This window comes from Streptomyces sp. R21 (assembly GCF_041051975.1).
Taxonomy (GTDB): Bacteria; Actinomycetota; Actinomycetes; order Streptomycetales; family Streptomycetaceae; genus Streptomyces.
Map to the genome: position 1 here is coordinate 9,759,572 of NZ_CP163435.1, position 15,647 is coordinate 9,775,218.

Annotated in this window: 14 protein-coding genes; 7 read left to right on the forward strand and 7 right to left on the reverse strand. The window is 70.5% G+C overall.

Annotation, left to right across the window (positions count from 1 at the left end; all coding sequences use genetic code 11):
• Nucleotides 1-85: 85 nt before the first annotated feature.
• From AB5J56_RS43700 to AB5J56_RS43715, 4 genes are all read left to right on the forward strand, one after another.
• Complete coding sequence (locus tag AB5J56_RS43700) at nt 86-1,045, forward strand: LysR family transcriptional regulator (RefSeq protein WP_369241857.1); 960 nt, start codon at nt 86-88, stop codon at nt 1,043-1,045.
• Nucleotides 1,017-3,611, forward strand: a complete 2,595-nt coding sequence (locus AB5J56_RS43705; protein WP_369241859.1) for a helix-turn-helix transcriptional regulator — start codon at nt 1,017-1,019, stop codon at nt 3,609-3,611. The genes AB5J56_RS43700 and AB5J56_RS43705 overlap by 29 nt, the downstream gene beginning before the upstream one ends.
• Before the next feature lie 182 nt (nt 3,612-3,793).
• On the forward strand, nt 3,794-5,191 hold the full coding sequence (locus AB5J56_RS43710) for an FAD-binding oxidoreductase (protein WP_369241861.1): 1,398 nt from the start codon (nt 3,794-3,796) through the stop codon (nt 5,189-5,191).
• Between the two features lie 298 nt (nt 5,192-5,489).
• Nucleotides 5,490-6,020 carry a hypothetical protein gene (locus AB5J56_RS43715; protein WP_369241863.1) on the forward strand — a complete coding sequence of 177 codons (531 nt, stop codon included), beginning with the start codon at nt 5,490-5,492 and terminating at the stop codon, nt 6,018-6,020.
• Nucleotides 6,021-6,037: 17 nt separating this feature from the next.
• On the opposite strand, the gene AB5J56_RS43720 is transcribed toward AB5J56_RS43715, so the two are convergent.
• The gene (locus AB5J56_RS43720) at nt 6,038-7,303 is read right to left on the reverse strand and encodes an FAD-dependent monooxygenase (protein ID WP_369241865.1); all 1,266 of its coding nucleotides are present in this window, start codon (nt 7,301-7,303) and stop codon (nt 6,038-6,040) included.
• An 18-nt stretch (nt 7,304-7,321) separates the two neighbouring features.
• Nucleotides 7,322-8,179 (reverse strand): alpha/beta fold hydrolase, encoded by an 858-nt coding sequence (locus AB5J56_RS43725; protein WP_369241867.1) that lies wholly within the window; start codon nt 8,177-8,179, stop codon nt 7,322-7,324.
• Nucleotides 8,180-8,254: 75 nt separating this feature from the next.
• Between AB5J56_RS43725 and AB5J56_RS43730 the strand changes: the two genes are divergently transcribed.
• Entirely contained in the window at nt 8,255-9,142 is an 888-nt protein-coding gene (locus AB5J56_RS43730; protein ID WP_369241869.1) for a helix-turn-helix domain-containing protein, read from the forward strand.
• 142 nt (nt 9,143-9,284) lie between these two features.
• On the opposite strand, the gene AB5J56_RS43735 is transcribed toward AB5J56_RS43730, so the two are convergent.
• The 4 genes from AB5J56_RS43735 to AB5J56_RS43750 form a co-directional block, all read right to left on the reverse strand.
• Nucleotides 9,285-9,698, reverse strand: a complete 414-nt coding sequence (locus AB5J56_RS43735; protein ID WP_369241871.1) for a hypothetical protein — start codon at nt 9,696-9,698, stop codon at nt 9,285-9,287.
• Nucleotides 9,699-9,835: 137 nt separating this feature from the next.
• The gene (locus AB5J56_RS43740) at nt 9,836-10,621 is read right to left on the reverse strand and encodes a cyclopropane-fatty-acyl-phospholipid synthase family protein (protein WP_369241873.1); all 786 of its coding nucleotides are present in this window, start codon (nt 10,619-10,621) and stop codon (nt 9,836-9,838) included.
• A 19-nt stretch (nt 10,622-10,640) separates the two neighbouring features.
• The gene (locus tag AB5J56_RS43745) at nt 10,641-11,294 is read right to left on the reverse strand and encodes a winged helix-turn-helix transcriptional regulator (RefSeq protein WP_369241875.1); all 654 of its coding nucleotides are present in this window, start codon (nt 11,292-11,294) and stop codon (nt 10,641-10,643) included.
• Nucleotides 11,295-11,412: 118 nt separating this feature from the next.
• On the reverse strand, nt 11,413-11,880 hold the full coding sequence (locus AB5J56_RS43750; RefSeq protein WP_369241877.1) for a hypothetical protein: 468 nt from the start codon (nt 11,878-11,880) through the stop codon (nt 11,413-11,415).
• Nucleotides 11,881-12,205: 325 nt separating this feature from the next.
• Here AB5J56_RS43750 and AB5J56_RS43755 point away from each other — a divergent pair, with 325 nt between their 5' ends.
• Nucleotides 12,206-13,288, forward strand: a complete 1,083-nt coding sequence (locus tag AB5J56_RS43755; protein ID WP_369241879.1) for a dihydrodipicolinate reductase — start codon at nt 12,206-12,208, stop codon at nt 13,286-13,288.
• Nucleotides 13,285-13,764, forward strand: coding sequence for a carboxymuconolactone decarboxylase family protein (locus AB5J56_RS43760; RefSeq protein WP_369241881.1), 480 nt, complete (start codon nt 13,285-13,287; stop codon nt 13,762-13,764). The genes AB5J56_RS43755 and AB5J56_RS43760 overlap by 4 nt, the downstream gene beginning before the upstream one ends.
• A gap of 91 nt (nt 13,765-13,855) precedes the next feature.
• Here AB5J56_RS43760 and AB5J56_RS43765 read toward each other — a convergent pair whose 3' ends face one another.
• Nucleotides 13,856-15,499: a GMC oxidoreductase gene (locus AB5J56_RS43765; RefSeq protein ID WP_369241883.1), complete on the reverse strand. Its 1,644-nt coding sequence runs from the start codon at nt 15,497-15,499 to the stop codon at nt 13,856-13,858.
• Nucleotides 15,500-15,647 lie beyond the last annotated feature (148 nt).

Here is a 15,647-nt window from a genome sequence, read left to right on the forward strand (position 1 = left end):
AACGTCGCGACACCGCCAGGGTGGATCGGCGCCACCGTGTACGTCCAGGTTGACTTTCTGGACCTCATCTTGAAGCGTGGGCTTCATGATTGACCTGCGCCGCCTTCACGTCCTGCGAGCGGTCGACCACTACGGCACCGTCACCGCCGCCGCCCAAGCACTGCACTTCACACCGTCCGCCGCCTCACAGCAGATCCGCCAACTCGCCCGGGACCTGGACGTCCAGCTGCTGGAACCACAGGGCCGCGGTGTGCGGCTCACCCCGGCCGCGCACAGCCTCCTCGCGCATGCCGACGCGATCCAGGCCCGCTGGGAACAGGCCGAGCTCGATCTGCGGGCCGACCACGGAGCGCCCGCCGGACTGCTGCGCGTCAGCGGCTTCCCCATGGCCATCACGGTGCTCCTCGCCCCGATGGCCGCCCAGCTGCGTACACGCCACCCACGGTTGACGGTCAGGATCCAGGAAGTCATGGCCCCGGAGAGCTTCGACCTGCTCTTCGAAGGGGAGATCGACCTCGCGGTCGTCGAGGCCACCCCGCACAACCCGCCGCTCAGCGACGTCCGCTTCGACCAACAGCCGCTCCTGGACGATCCGTTCGACCTGGTGGTCCCGGCCACCCACCGCCTGGCGGGGCTCGCGCGCATCGACCTCGCGGAGGCCGCGCGCGAGGAGTGGATCGCCCCCTCTGCGGAAAGCCCCTGCCGCTCGCACGTGCTGTCGGCGTGCGGCGCCGCCGGCTTCACGCCCGACTTCGTCCATTACGCAGTGGACTGGAACGTCACCGCGCATCTGGTCGCCCACGGCCTTGGCGTCGCCCTGATTCCCCGCCTCGCCCACCTCGCACCCCAGCTGCCGATCAGCCGCGTCCCCTGCGCCGGCAACCCGCACCGCAAACTGCTCTCCTGCACACGCGGCGCCGGCCACCAGCGTCCCGCCGTCGCGGCCGCACTGCGGGAACTGCACGACCTCGCGCCGACAGCAGTGGCCTGGGCCGGGCGCGTGCCAGAATTGCGCCGTGGATTGGGGGATCCTCGAACGCGATGACGAGCTCGGACAACTGGCTGCCGCCGCACGAAAAGCGGCCGATGGCGCCGGATCGGTCGCGCTCGTCTTCGGAGAGGCCGGAATCGGCAAGTCCAGCCTGGTCAAGGCCCTGCCGGAGGTGCTGCCCGCCGACGTACGCGTGCTGCTGGGGGAGTGCGACGACCTGGCGACACGACGACCGCTCGGCCCCTTCCGCGACCTCGTCGGCAGTGTCGGCACGGAACTGGCCCGCGCGCTCACCGAAGGCGGCGACCGGCATCGGGTCTACGACGCCCTGCGCGCGGAGCTGAACAGGGCCCCGCACCCTGCGGTACTCGTGATCGAGGACGTCCACTGGGCCGACGAGGCATCACTCGACGCCCTGCGCTTCCTGGTCCGCCGGGTCGAGCGGCTGCCCGCCGTACTCGTGCTGACCTACCGGGACGACGAGTTGAGCCGGGAGCATCCCCTGCGCCATCTGCTCGGCCAGGTCTCCCGGGCGGAGCGCGTGCACCGCTTTCCGCTCTCCCGGCTCTCCCCGGACGCCGTCCGCCGGCTGAGCGTGGCCAGCCGACTGGATCCGGCCCAGGTGTACGAGGTGACGTCGGGCAACCCCTTCTTCGTCGCCGAAGTGCTGGCGGCCGGTGGCACCGGCGGCGTTCCGCCGACCGTCGTCGACGCCGTACTGGCCAGGCTGCGCGGGCTGGACGACGCCACCCGGGACGCGCTGGAGCAGCTGGCCGTGGTGCCGTCCGCGGTCGAACACCGGCTGGTCGACGCGCTGTTGAAGGACGGCGTGGCCGCGCTGACCGCGGCGGAGCGGCGCGGACTGCTGGTCGTGACCCCGGAGCGCGCCGGATTCCGGCACGAGCTGATCCGCCGCGCCGTCGCCGACTCGCTGCCCGCCGCCCGCCGTATCGAACTGAACCGTGACGTGCTCGCCGCCCTCGTCGCCCTGCCCGGAGCAGACTCCTCCCGGATCGTCCACCACGCGGCGCAGGCAGGCGACGAGGACGCCATAGCGCGCTACGGCCCCGACGCGGCCCGCGACGCCTCCCGCGCCGGAGCGCACCGCGAGTCCGCCGCCCATCTGCGGCTCGTCCTGCGCCGGCGCGAGCGGTTCGCCCCGGCCGAACTCGCCGACCTGCTGGAGCAGTACGCGGTGGAGAGCTACACCATCGCGGACTCCGCGGCCGCCGTCACCGCCGAGCGGGAGGCGGTCGCGTTGCGCCGGTCGCTCGGCGACATGCGGGCGCTCGGCGCCGATCTGCGCTGGCTCTCGCGGATCCACTGGTGGGCCGGTGACGCCGAACAGGCGCGGGAGGCGGCCCGCGAGGCCATCACCGTCCTGGAACCGGCGGGCGACGACCGGCTGCTCGCGCTCGCCCTCAGCAACACCTCCCAGCTGCACATGCTCTCCGACCGGCACACCCAGGCGATCGCCTTCGGCGAGCGCGCCATCGCGCTCGCCCGGCGCGCGGGCGACATGGGGATCCTCGCGCACGCCCTCAACAACGTCGGCGCGTCCCGCTGGCGCACCGGCGACCCGCTGGGCCGCGCCCAGTTGGAGGAGAGCCTGAAGGTGGCGCTGGCGGCCGGCGAGGTCGAGCACGCGTGCCGGTCCTACGCCAACATCATCTGGACACTCCTCGAAAGACTCGAGTACACCGAGGCAGACCGCTTCCTGGCACCGGCCGTGGAACTCGCGGACCGCGCCGAACACCTGGGCTTTCTGAGCTATCTCAACGTCGAGCTGGCCATGCGCCGGCTCGCCGCCGCGGACTGGGAGGACGCCGAGCGGCATGCGGAGGCGGGTGCGCACGACTTCGTGCCCGCCCGCTGCCCGGCCCTGACGGTACTGGCCCGGGTGCGGGTGCGGCGCGGCAGAAACGGCGGCGACGAACTGCTCGCACAGGCCTGGGAGATCGCCGTGCGCAGCCGCGAACTCCAGCGCACCGGACCCGTCGCCGCCGCCCGCGCCGAGGCCGCGTGGCTGCGCGGCGACCACCTCGCGGTTACCGAAGCCGCCGGCCCGGTGTACGCGGAGGCCTGCCGGCTGGACGCCGTACCGGCGCGGGCGGAACTCGGCTACTGGCTCGCCAAAGCCGGCCGGCCCGTCACGGTCGACGGCTCGCAGCACCCGTACGCCCTGCAGACCGCGGGCCACTGGCGCGAGGCCGCGCACGCCTGGCAGAGGGCAGGCTGCCCGTACGAGCACGCCGCCGCCCTGGCCGAGAGCCCGGACCCGGCCGACAAGCTCACCGCGCTCGCCGCACTCGACGCGCTGGGCGCGGAACCCCTGGCCCGCCTGATCCGCGCCGAGCTGCGCGGCCTCGGCGTACGCCGCATCCCGCGCGGCCCGCTCGCGGCGACCCGGGAGAACCCCGCCGGTCTCACCGAGCGCCAGCTTCAGGTCATGCGGTTGCTGGTGCAGGGGCTGACGAACCCCGAGATCGCCGACCGGCTGGTGGTCTCGGTGCGCACCGTCGACAACCACGTCTCCGCGGTGCTGGACAAACTCGGCGTGCACACCCGCCGCCAGGCCGCCGCCCGCGCCGAGGAGCTGGGCCTGCTGCCGCGGAGCTGATCGCCGTCGAAACCCGGAGGCCGAAAGGTAGGTAGCCGAGGGCGGCGAGCTGGGTGACGCGCACGGATATCTGCGTACGGGAATCAGGCTAGAACAGGCGTATCGGACCCATCAGCGGGGACGGACGCCAGGGACGCGGACACACGAGCCCCGCGCGCCGCCCCAGACACGGGGGGATGCACATGTCCATCACACCGGCACAGGCAGCACGCCAGGAACTGACCGGATTCGAAGGGAAGCTGACCGGACCGGAGGACTCCGGCTACGAGGAGGCCCGCAGCATCTACAACGCGATGATCGACCGGCGGCCCGCCCTGGTCGCCAGCTGCACCAACGCCAAGGACGTCGCTCACGCCGTCGGCTTCGCGCGCGAGCGCGGCCTGCCGCTCGCGGTCCGCGGCGGCGGCCACCACGGAGCGGGCCTGGGCTCCTGCGACGACGGCGTGCTCGTCGACCTGTCACCGCTCAAGGACATACAGGTCGACGCCGAGGCCCGGACGGTCCGCGTCGGCGGCGGCTGCGTATGGGGCGAGGTCGACCGCGCCACCAACGCGCACGGCCTGGCCACGCCCAGCGGCATCATCTCCACCACCGGCGTCGGAGGACTCACCCTCGGCGGCGGCATCGGTCATCTCGCCCGCACCCACGGCCTCACCATCGACAACCTCCTGGAAGCCGACCTCGTCCTGGCGAGCGGCGAGCAGGTCCGCGCGAGTGCCGACGAGAACGCCGACCTCTACTGGGCGATCCGCGGGGGCGGCGGCAACTTCGGCGTCGTGACGTCATTCCGGTTCCGGCTGCACGAGCTGAGCACCGTGGTGGCGGGCCCCACCTTCTGGCCCGTCGAGCTCGGCGCCGAAGTCCTCACCGCCTACCGCGACTTCATCCCGCACGCACCCCGCGAACTGAACGGCTTCTTCCTGTTCGGTTCCGTCCCGCCGGCCCCGCCGTTCCCCGAAGACCTGCATCTGCGCAAGATCTGCGGCGTCGTCTGGTGCTACGCCGGCGCCGACCCGGAGGCTGCGGCCCGCGCGATGGCACCCCTCCTCGACGCCCTGCCCGCGCCACTGCTGCACGGCCCCGCACCGATGCCGCACCCCGCGATCCAGTCCGCGTTCGACGGGCTCTACCCGCCCGGCGACCAGTGGTACTGGCGAGCCGACTTCGTCAACGAGATCCCCGCCGACGCGGTCGACCAGCACGCCAAGTTCGGCGCCGAGCTGCCGACCTGGAAGTCGACCATGCACCTGTACCCCATCGACGGCGCCGTCCACGACCACGGACCCACCGACACCGCCTGGAGCTACCGCGACGCCCGCTGGGCCTCCGTCTTCGCCGGCGTCGACGCCGACCCCGGCAACGCGGAGCTGATCAAGCGCTGGTGCGTCGACTACTTCGAGGCCCTCCACCCGTTCTCGGCCGGCGGCGCCTACGTCAACATGATGATGGACGAGGGCCAGGAACGCGTCCGGGCCAGCTACCGCGACAACTACGCCCGCCTGTCCCGCATCAAGGCCGACCGCGACCCGGACAACCTGTTCCGCCTCAACCAGAACATCCAACCCGCCCAGCGCCCCTGATCCACGCCCGCTCTCCCCGGCGGCCACCGGACCGCCGTGACGCCGGCTCGCGCCCGTACGGGGGTCGGGTGCGACAGGTGCGTCACGGCGGTCGGGACGGCATTCGCCCGGCGGGGACGAACGTGATGTGCAGCACGCGCGGAACCGGCGCCGGGGCCTCCTCGGAAAGGTTCTGGCTGCGCACGGCTTGATCGACGATCTATCGGACGAAAATCCCTGGCCACAGCCCGTTCCATCCATTTGACACTTCGTTGAGCGCCCAGATAGGAAGCAGCTCTCTGAAGTCGAGAGGTGGATTGTGTACGAGCCGAATGTGACCGGGGACTGGCAGGAGTGCGACGAGCACGCCGGCCTTCGCGTCCGTGTCCACGGCTTGGAGCCGGCGGAACCGCCGCGCGGCCGCGACGACGCCGCCGAGGGGCTCACCTACTTCCGCTTCCGCGTGACCGTCGAGAACCGCGCGACCGAACACGTCGGCATCCACCTCGAAGACGGACAAATCGACATCCGCATCGGCCCCGACGGCGAAAGCGCCTTCCTCGACTGGCGGAACTCCCAGTTCATCGAGGGCTTCGACGTCTACCCGCTGCGCCGCGTCACCGCCGTGGCCTACGCCGCGGGCGCGGACGCCTGCCTCTCCCAGGTGGACATCCAGATCGTGCTGAAGGTCGACGACGAGTGGACCGACCGCTACCTGTGGTCGGGCGGCATCGGCCTCCACTCCGAGGGCCCCGAAGCCGGTACGCCGTCCGCTGCGGCCCGGGAGAGCCTCGCCTGTCAGGTCAGCAACTTCCTGAGGGGCGAGGAAGCGGGGCCGGGGGCGGCGTAAGGGGCGGCGAGCACTCCTCACTCCGCCCCGAGGCCGTCTCCGAAGCCGCCCGCGAGGCTGCCCAAACGCCCTGATGCGGCGGGCGACGGCCGGTAGTCGTCGATGGTCACGGAGTTGTAGAGGCGTGCGCTCTTGGTGGTGAGGCGAACGAGAGCGCGGCTGGGGGCCGCCGGCAGGGCGGAGATCAGGCGGGCGCCCTGGGCCAGTCCCCATACGCCGAGGTGGGACGTGGGGATCAGGGCCTTCGCCGCGCTCAGCGCGACCGCGCGGCTGCCCCGCACATGCTCCGCCATCGCGCGCTCGTAGGCGGGGAAGGCGCGCTCGTGGTCGCCGCCCGCCCGTGCCAGCTCTCCGGCGAGGACGTACGCGCCGACGACAGCCAGGGTGGTGCTCCCGCCGACGGCCGGACCGGGGCAGTAGCCCGCGTCGCCGACGAGCGTCACCCTCCCCTGCGACCAGGTGTCCATGCGGAGCTGGGTGATCGAGTCGAAGTAGAACGCCGGGGTGCGGTCGAGTTCATCCAGCCAGCGGTCCACGTGGGCGTGCATGCCGGCGAACGCACCGCGCAGCAGCTCCTTCTGCCGGGGCACGTCGTGTCGGTGGTAGTCGAGTTCGCGCTCGCTCCGGAACAGGAACAGCGCCCGCGCGTCGCCGAGGTGCCGTGCGCCGTACATGCCGGCAGTGCGGCCGACGCCGACGTGGATGAGGAGCTCGCCGTCGAGGGCGGAGACGTTCGGCAGGGTCAGCACCCCGAGGTAGGCCCCGATGAAGGCGTTGCAGCGGGACTCGTCGTCGAAGACGAGGCGGCGCACGTTGGAGTGCAGCCCGTCCGCGCCGACGACGACGTCGAAGCGGCGCGGCGCGGCGTTTTCGAACCGCACCTCGCCGTCGGGCGAGATCGCGGTGATCGAGTCGCCGAAGACGTACCCGACGTCGTCGCGTGTGGCGTCGTAGTAGATCTCGCTCAGGTCGTCGCGCATGATCTCGAGGTGCCGGTCGGAGGTGGCACCGAAGATCTTGGAGAGGTCCGCCCGGACGGGACGCCGTGCGCCCTCCTGGTAGACGGTCATCCGGTTCGCGCCGGTGGCCCGTTCCTCGACACGCGGGATCAGGCCCATCTTCTCCGAGATGTTCATCGCGGGCCGAAACAGGTCGACCGCGTGGCCGCCGGTCCTGCGCAGAGCCGGCGCGCGCTCGACGACGGTGACCGAGAAGCCGTGCCTGGTGAGCCAGTAGGCCAGCACCGGACCGGCAACGCCGGCGCCGGAGACCAGAATCCGCATGGCACCCTGCCTTTTCATTCAGTCCGTCCGTACGGCGTGGATTGCGGTGAAGGCCAGCAGGGGGGTGGCGGTCCGCGGCGGGTCCTCGAGCAGGGGCGAGTGTCCGAGGCCGGGCAGCAGCTCGACCCTTGCGCCCGGAACGGCGCGGTAGCCGGAGGCGGATGAGGATCGCCATCTGCGGTCGTCCTCGCCGAAGATCACCAGGAGCGGCTTGCCCAGGGCCGCCAGCCGGTCCGGCAGCGCCCGCTGCTCCAGGTAGGCGCGGGTGGCCTGCATCGTCGTGGTCAGCGAGTGGTAGGTCATTGCGCGTACGTCGTCCAGGAGCTCTTCTGGGATCTTGTAGCCCGCGCGGCTGAAGCCCGTGCTCGCGAACTGCCGGAGCTGCTCGTCGGTCGGCGGCCACTGGGAGGGGCCGATTGCGGCGGACTGCGGTGCGATGAAGGCGTCCAGGCTGGGGCCGGTGTTGACGAGCGCGAGCGCGGTCACCAGGTCGGGCCGCTGTTCGGCGAGGGCGGTGGCGACCACACCGCCGCTGGAATGACCGACGACCACGGCGTGCTCGACGCCGAGCCGGTCCAGTACCGCTGCGGCCCGGTGTGCCTGGTCCGGGATCGCGTAGCTGCGGTCGGCCGGCTTGGCCGACCGGCCGTGCCCGAGGAGGTCGATCCGGATGACGCGGTGAGATCCGGTCAGCAGTGGAACCAGCGGGTCCCACGAACGGGTCGAGGACGCGGAGCCATGGATGAGCAGAAGGGCGTGGGCGTCGCGGGGGCCGTCCTGGCACGCGTAGATGTCGCTGTCGTCCAGTGACAGGGTCGAACTCCCGGTGGCCTCGGCGTCGTCGTTCACGTGCGGTGCGCCGTCAGAAACAGTCATGAGCCCACTGTCTCCGCCGGTAGCCGCCAAGGATTGGACGAATGTTCCCCTCAACCGGCCCACTAGCATGGGACGGTGGAAACGTTCATACACGGTGCAGCTGTGTGGGACGTCGCATGCCCGCAGCGGCCCAGCCGGGTGGCCGGTCTGACCATGGCCGGGTTCCGTGTCCGTGACCTGGACGCGCTCCGGATGGTTCCGCACCCGGCCGTGACGATGCTCCTGGAGTTCGGCGCCGGCTCGCCCGTCCTTGACTGTGCCGCAGGGCGGCAGCAGCGGGGAAGCATCGTCGCCGGGCCCGGGCTGGGGTCCGGCGGCGCGGTGCGGGCGCGGGGAGAGAACGTCGAGTGCGTGCAGGTGCGCCTGTCCCCGGTGATCGCACGCGCGATCCTGGGCGCCTCGCCCGCCGAACTCGACGGCGCTGTCGTGTCGTTGGGCGACCTGTGGGGCCGGGAGGCGTCACGGATCCGCGAGCGACTCGGCGATGTCTCGTCCTGGCAGGATCGCTTCGCGTTGACGGACGCGCTGCTCGCCCGCCGGCATGAGGCGGGGCCGCCGGTGGACCCGGAGGTGGCCTGGGCCTGGCACCGGATCGTCGTCAGCCGTGGGCTGACCCGGGTCGACGGACTTGCGACCGAGGTCGGATGGAGCCGTAAACGGCTCTGGTCTCGCTTCCGGTCGCAGCTCGGCCTGCCGCCCAAGCGCGCCGTGAAGCTGGTCCGCTTCGACCATGCTGCCCATCGTCTGGTCGCGGGCGAAAGCGCGGCCCACGTCGCGGCCGACAGCGGCTATGCCGACCAGTCCCACCTGCATCGGGATGTCGTGGCGTTCACCGGCGTAACCCCCGCGACCGTGGCCGGCGAGCCGTTTCTCGCCGTAGACGACATCGCATGGCCCAGCCGGGGAACATCCGCACTGCTCGCCTCTCCGGGGAGTTCCGGCTCAGTCGCCGACCGGAGCTGAGGACGGCCACCCACACAGTGTTCGCGCTGTTCCGGTTCTCCACACCCTGGAGGCCGTCGTGGATGTCCCGGCGCAGACTGGGGCCGGCCAAGCACTTCCTGGCGGACGTGGCTCCCCGAGTGGGCAGCCACGTGGCTGGGTGCTACTCCGCCAGGAGCATGGCGACGCGCTGGGCGGTCTTCTCTCCGGCCCGTTGTTTGATCAGCCCTTCTTTGGCGGCTGCTCGCAGCAGGACTCCGGTGGCCGCTGCCTCCGCCCTCGTGAGCACTGCGGTGACCACGACCGGATTCAGGCCGCCGGCTCCGCCTGCCGCGATCACGCGAATCGTTCGCCGGTCCGCGGAGGGCTGTGGTTCCAGTGGATCGACCTGGCGGCCCAGCGCAGTAAGTACGTCGTGCGTGCGCTCCACGGCGTCCTCGAAGGCCAACGGCAGGCGCAGATCGATCTCGTGGACGTTCTTCTTCAAACGCTTGGCGGTGAACTCCGCGCCCCGGCGGCCCAGGCCCCCGGCGAGCGCACCGAGGGCCTCGACCAGAAGCCCATCCTCATCCTGCATCAGCCGTCCCCCGCTCACTCGATGAAAGTCGTGCTGCGGACATGATAGGAATCCGGTCAACGCTCAGCGACGCCGTGGTGGTGTCCCTTGCCGCTCCGGATGGTTCCGCACCCGGCCGTGACGCTGCGTCGAACCCCTCACGCGGTGACAGTGAACGCGCCACGATGGAGGGTCACAGCGCCTGTGGCCGTTGCGACCGCGAAGTTGAGCATGCGCGCGGGGCCGTCGGTGAGCAACGCCGGGAGGGTGGCCGGGGCTGTCCCGGCCGCGAGCCGGCGGCCCAGATCGTCGAACCACTGCCGCGCCCAGGTGCTTTCGTCGGCCCAGTCCAGGAGTGTGAAGCCGCTGGACTGGACGGTGTCGCGCAGCTCGTCGGCGGTGACCAGGTGACTGTCGGTGCCGTCGAGCGACCAGGGCAGCGGCAGGGCCAACTCGCCGTCGGCGCCTCGGCAGACCTCGAAGATCGCCAGCCGCGCTCCCGGCCGCAGACGGCGAGCGATCTCGGAGTAGAACACCTTCTTGTCCTCGATGTTCATCTGGACGTGGACGGTGTAGGCGGCGTCGAACCCGGTGTGGCCGAGGGCGCCGATGTCGCTGCGGAAGAACCTGGTCCGTTCTGCGAGCCCCGCGGCGTCGGACAGGGCCTGAGCGGCCTCCACATAGGCGGTGGTGATGTCGACGCCGACGACGTTGCAGCCGGTGGCCCGGGCGATCTGCCGTGCGGGACCGCCGAGGCCGGACCCGACGTCCAGCGCCGTCGCTCCGGCGGTGAGTGCCAGATGCGGGATCAGGCGCTCGATCGCTTCGGACCCGCCGGCGTGGAACTGGTCGATGTCCTCCCACTGCGTCCGCGGCAATGCGGACAGGCTTGCTCCCGTGAGCTGCTCGACAGTGGTGACGATGTCGGTTTCGGTGTAGGTCATGACGCTGCTCCTCATGGGATCAATCGGACGCTCCGGTGGGCGCCGCGCTGACAAGGTCGTGCAGCAACTTCCGTGCGCCGGTGATCCGCAGGCCCTGCCGGGTCGCCTGGCTCGGACTCAGCAATCCGGACAGGACGGCGCCGACGAGCTGGGCCGGGCCCGTGAGCGTGACATCGGCGTCCGGTGCCGTGCCGCGGCGCGTCTCGAAGCCGCCCGGCCGCAGGATCAGGCGCATCGCCTCGCCCCCGCACTCGACGCCGAGGATGAACTCGCTGTCCGGCGCGAGGCGGTCGGACAGCATCAATCCGCCGAGCAGCGCGGCCCATTGCGGCTGCACCGCGTCCTCGGGGCCAGGGCCGGTCGTCATTCGCCCCAACCCCCACTGGGCCAGCGCGAGCAGCACACCCTGCAGCTCCCGGCCCTGGGCAGTCAGCTGAAACAGCGTGGCCCCCACTGGTGGTGGCGCGGCACTGCGTTCGATCAGACCCTCGGCCTCCATGGCCCTGAGCCGGTCGGCGAGCAGATTCGTCGCGATTCCGGGCAGGCCGCGCTTGAGATCGCTGTATCGACTCGGCCCCAGCGCCAGAAGCTCCCGGACGATGAGCAGCACCCACCGATCCCCGACGATGTCCAGCGAGCGGGCCACCGAGCAGTACTGCTGGTAACTCTTCACATTCCCAACGTAGAGCGGTGTGGTTGATTTTCTCAAGCTCTAGGTTGAGAAACAGTTCCACCAGTCATCGAGTGCGGGCACTGGGGCGCGAAACCGTGCCGGTCGCACCCACCGGGCCCTACCCCTCCCGCAACGGCGCCAGCGTCGCCAGGGTGCCGTTCGCCCGGCCCAGCGCCCGCTCCAGAGTGACGGGGGAGTGCAGGGCGCCCGTGCCGTCGGGCGGGATGAGCCACTCCAGGAAGCGCGCGGGCCGGTACGGCGGCGGAACCGCGACCCAGGTGCCCTTGCCGGCATGGCGCAGGCCCGCTCCGACCCAGTGGCTCGCGGGATCGGGCGGCAGGAAGAAGCCGACTCTCTGCGCGGCGGTGTCCACCAACGTGGGGCCGGGCACCTGGAGCGGCTCTTGCCACAGGACGTCGAGGGTGAGCAGGCCGAGCTGATCGGGAACGCTCAGCACGTCCCAGTACCGTCCGGCCTCCAGGAGCACGGTGCCGGTGCCCTGGTCCCACGCGCGCTTGCACGCCCGGGGGTCCGGAGCGGCCGCCGCGAGCCACTCCACGCCTTGCATCCACAGCGAGTTCGTCATGTCGTTCTCCGGTTGGTCACAGCTCCGCCGTGCCAGGTGCAGGGGAGAGTACGGCCGGGCGCCCACCTGCGGATACTCCGGAGGTCGGTCTTGGCATATGCATGCTTGTAGATATTTCTATGCGGCGGAAGGGGTGGCGCGGCCTGGCGTTTCGGACGCGGCGTCAGAACCCCGAAGTCGCCGCCCGGGAGACGGAGATCCGTGTCAGGAACCCGGATCTCCGTGCCAGGAACACAGATCCGAGCCCCGGCAGCCCAGGTCGCGACGCCAGGAACCTGCAGCACGGCACTAGGAACCTTCAGGCCCCCTCGCTACCCTCCGCCGCATGATTGCCACAGTGGTCTGGGGCACCGGCAACGTCGGCCGCGCGGCCATCCGCGCCGTCGAGGCCCATCCGGCGCTGAAACTCGCGGACGTCATCGTCCACCACCCCGACAAGGTCGGCCGCGACGCGGGCGAACTCGGGGGACTTGGCCACCGCCTGGGCATCGCGGCGAGCGACGACATCGAGGCCGTACTGGCTGCGGGCCACCGAGCCGTGGTCTACGCGGCAACCGGCGACATTCGGCCCGACGAGGCACTCGCCGACATCACCCGGGCCGTCCGCTCCGGCGCCGTCGTCGTCACCCCCGCCCTGTATCCGCTCTACGACCACCGCAGCGCGCCGCCGGAGTTCCGGGAACCGGTCCTCCAGGCCATCGCGGACGGCGGCGGCTCCCTCTTCGTCTCCGGCGTCGACCCCGGCTGGGGCAACGACGTGCTGCCCCTGCTGATCAGCGGACTCGGCACCACCATCGACGCGATCCGCTGCCAGGAGATCTTCGACTACTCCACCTACGACCAGGAGGACTCGGTCCGGAACCTGGTCGGCATGGGCCATCCGATGGACTACGAGCCGCTCATGCTCGCGCCATCCATTCCGACCATGGTCTGGGGCGGGCAGATACGGCTCATGGCCAGGGCGCTCGGCACCGAACTCGACGACATCCGCGAGACGATGGACCGGCGTGCGCTGGACACGACCGTGACCACCCGGACGATGGGTGAGTTCGAAGCCGGCACCCAGGGCGCGGTGCGGTTCGAGGTGCAGGGCATCGTGGAGGGCGAACCCCGCATCGTCATCGAGCACGTCACCCGCATCCACGCCTCCTGCGCCGCGGACTGGCCCACGCCACCCGACGGCGGCGACGGAGCACACCGCGTGATCATCGAGGGCCGGCCGCGCATCGAGGTCACCGTGGAGGCCACCGACGAGGGCGAGAACCGCTCCGCGGGCGGCAACGCCACCGCGGTCGGCCGCCTGGTCGGCGCCATCGACTGGCTCGTGGACGCGCAACCCGGACTCTACGACGCGCTCGACGTCCCGCTGCGCCCCGCAGTCGGCCGACTCGGAAGGAAGCAAGGATGAACATCGACATCCCCGAGGGCCAGGAACCGATCGGTTACGTGTGGGGCGAGATGGTGCCCGGCATCGGCATGGCCGCCGCGAACTTCTCGCTGTCGGTGTACGAGCACACGACCCTGGGACTGCGCGAGTTCGAGGCCGCGCGGCTGCGGATCGCGCAGATCAACGGCTGTCTCTTCTGTCTCGACTGGCGCACCGAACGCGACGGGCAGAAGGTCGAGGAGGAGTTCGCCGACGCGGTCACCGAGTGGCGGACCACGGAGGCGTTCGACGACCGCACCCGGCTGGCAGCGGAGTACGCCGAGCGGTATGCCGTGGATCATCATGGCCTCGACGAGGCGTTCTGGGCGCGGATGACCGCGCACTACAGCCAGCGAGAGATCGTGGAACTGAGCATGAGTATCGGCTCCTGGCTGGCGTTCGGCCGCCTCAACCATGTGCTGGGTCTCGACGCCGTCTGCGTCTTGCCGACGCACTGAGCCGCCTGGGTACGTCCGATGTGCCTAGGTGTCGTACGTGGGGGAGGCGCTCCCGGTCGCCTCCCACGGACAACTGCCCGTCAGGCCGTCGCTACAGATCGGCGGCGATGATCGCTTCGATGTTCCGCTCGGCGAGCGCGGTGATGGTGACGAACGGATTGACGCTGGTGTTGCCGGGGATCAGTGAGCCGTCGATGACGTACAGGCCCAAGTGGCCTTGGAGACGGCCGTAGTTGTCGGTGGCCTTGTTCAGGACCGCGCCACCGAGCGGGTGGTATGTGAGGTGGTCGCCCCAGATCTTGTAGGTGCCGAAGAGGTCGGTGCGGTAGATCGTTCCCTCCTTCGCGTTGATCTTGTCGAAGATGGTCTTGGCCATGTCGATGGCCGGCTGTTTCCAGGCCGTCTGCCAGTCCAGGTCGACGGCGCCGGTCGAGCTGTTGAAGGAGAACTGGGCGCGGTTGGGGTTCTTGGTGATCGACAGGTAGAACGAGGCGTAGGTCTCGATACCGGTCGGCAGCGGTGCGATCTCGGAGAAGGCGCCGCCGGCCGCCCAGTTGTCGATGCCGGAGCAGGGGATGCTCGACTGGAGAGCGCCGGTGGGGTCCCACAGGTGGTTGGCGCGGCCGCACATGACGTTTCCGTTGTCGCCCCAGCTCTTGCCGACCTCGCCGTTGAGACCGGGCAGGGCGCCGGTGGCCTTGAGTTTGACCAGGAGCTTGCTGGTGCCGACGCTGCCGGCGGCGAAGAACACCTTGTCCGCGGTGACGGTCTTGGTGGCCGTGGCGTCGCCGTTGGTGTTGAGCTGGTCGATGAGGACGGTGTATCCGCCGCCGGTGGCGGGGGATACCGAAGTGACCTTGTGCAGCGGGGAGATGGTGACCCTGCCGGTGGCCTTGGCTCGTGCGAGGTAGGTCTTCTGCAGTGACTTCTTCCCGTAGTTGTTGCCGTAGAGGATTTCGCCGGCCAGCGCCGACTTGGGGACGGTGCCGGCCGCCTCCTGTTCCATGTAGTTCCAGTCGTATACGTCGGGCACGAAGACGAACGGGAAGCCGGAGCGCCCGGCCTGCTTGCGGCCGACGCGGGCGTACTGGTAGCAGTCGGCCGTCTCGAACCAGGTGGGGTCGACGGTGGCGACGCCCAGACCGGCGTTGGCCCGGGGGTAGTAAGTGCCGTACATCTCGTCGGCGTTGACCGACGGGAGGATGGCACCGAAGTTCTCGCGCTTGGGGGTGACGGCCATGCCGCCGTTGACCAGAGAGCCGCCGCCCACGCCGCGGCCCTGGTAGACGAGGATTCCGCTGAACTGCTCCGCGTCGAGGATTCCGGTGTAGCGGGGGACGTCCTTGTCGATGGGGAAGCCGAGGAAGTTGCTGATGGGCTGCTTGGTTCTGGTGCGCAGCCAGTAGGACCGGTAGTCCGGGCTGGTGGTGTTGGCGAAGATCTTGCCGTCCGAGCCCGGGGTGTCCCAGGCCATGCCCATCTCGACCATCTGTACGTCGACGCCGGCCTCGGCGAGCCGCAGGGCGGCGACCGAACCGCCGTACCCGGTGCCGATCACCAGGACCGGGACATGGGCGCCGGAGTCGAGGGAAGCGGCCGTGGGGACCGCCGTCCTGGGGGCCGCCGTGGCGTGACCGGCGAGGGCCACGGCTCCAAGAATAGAACCGGTTCCTGTGATGAATCTTCGACGTGATACACCGCCAGAACCCTTGTCCTGCACGGTAGTTTCACTCATGTGACGCTCCTCACTCTCGACAGAGTGAGAACAAGTTCTACTGTTACGACCTTGTTAAGTCACTACATACCTCAAGGTAACTTGCGGTTGATCGTGTACCGCGCACCATGCGCCCGGCCCGCACGGAGCGCGCGGACGCCAACTCCGC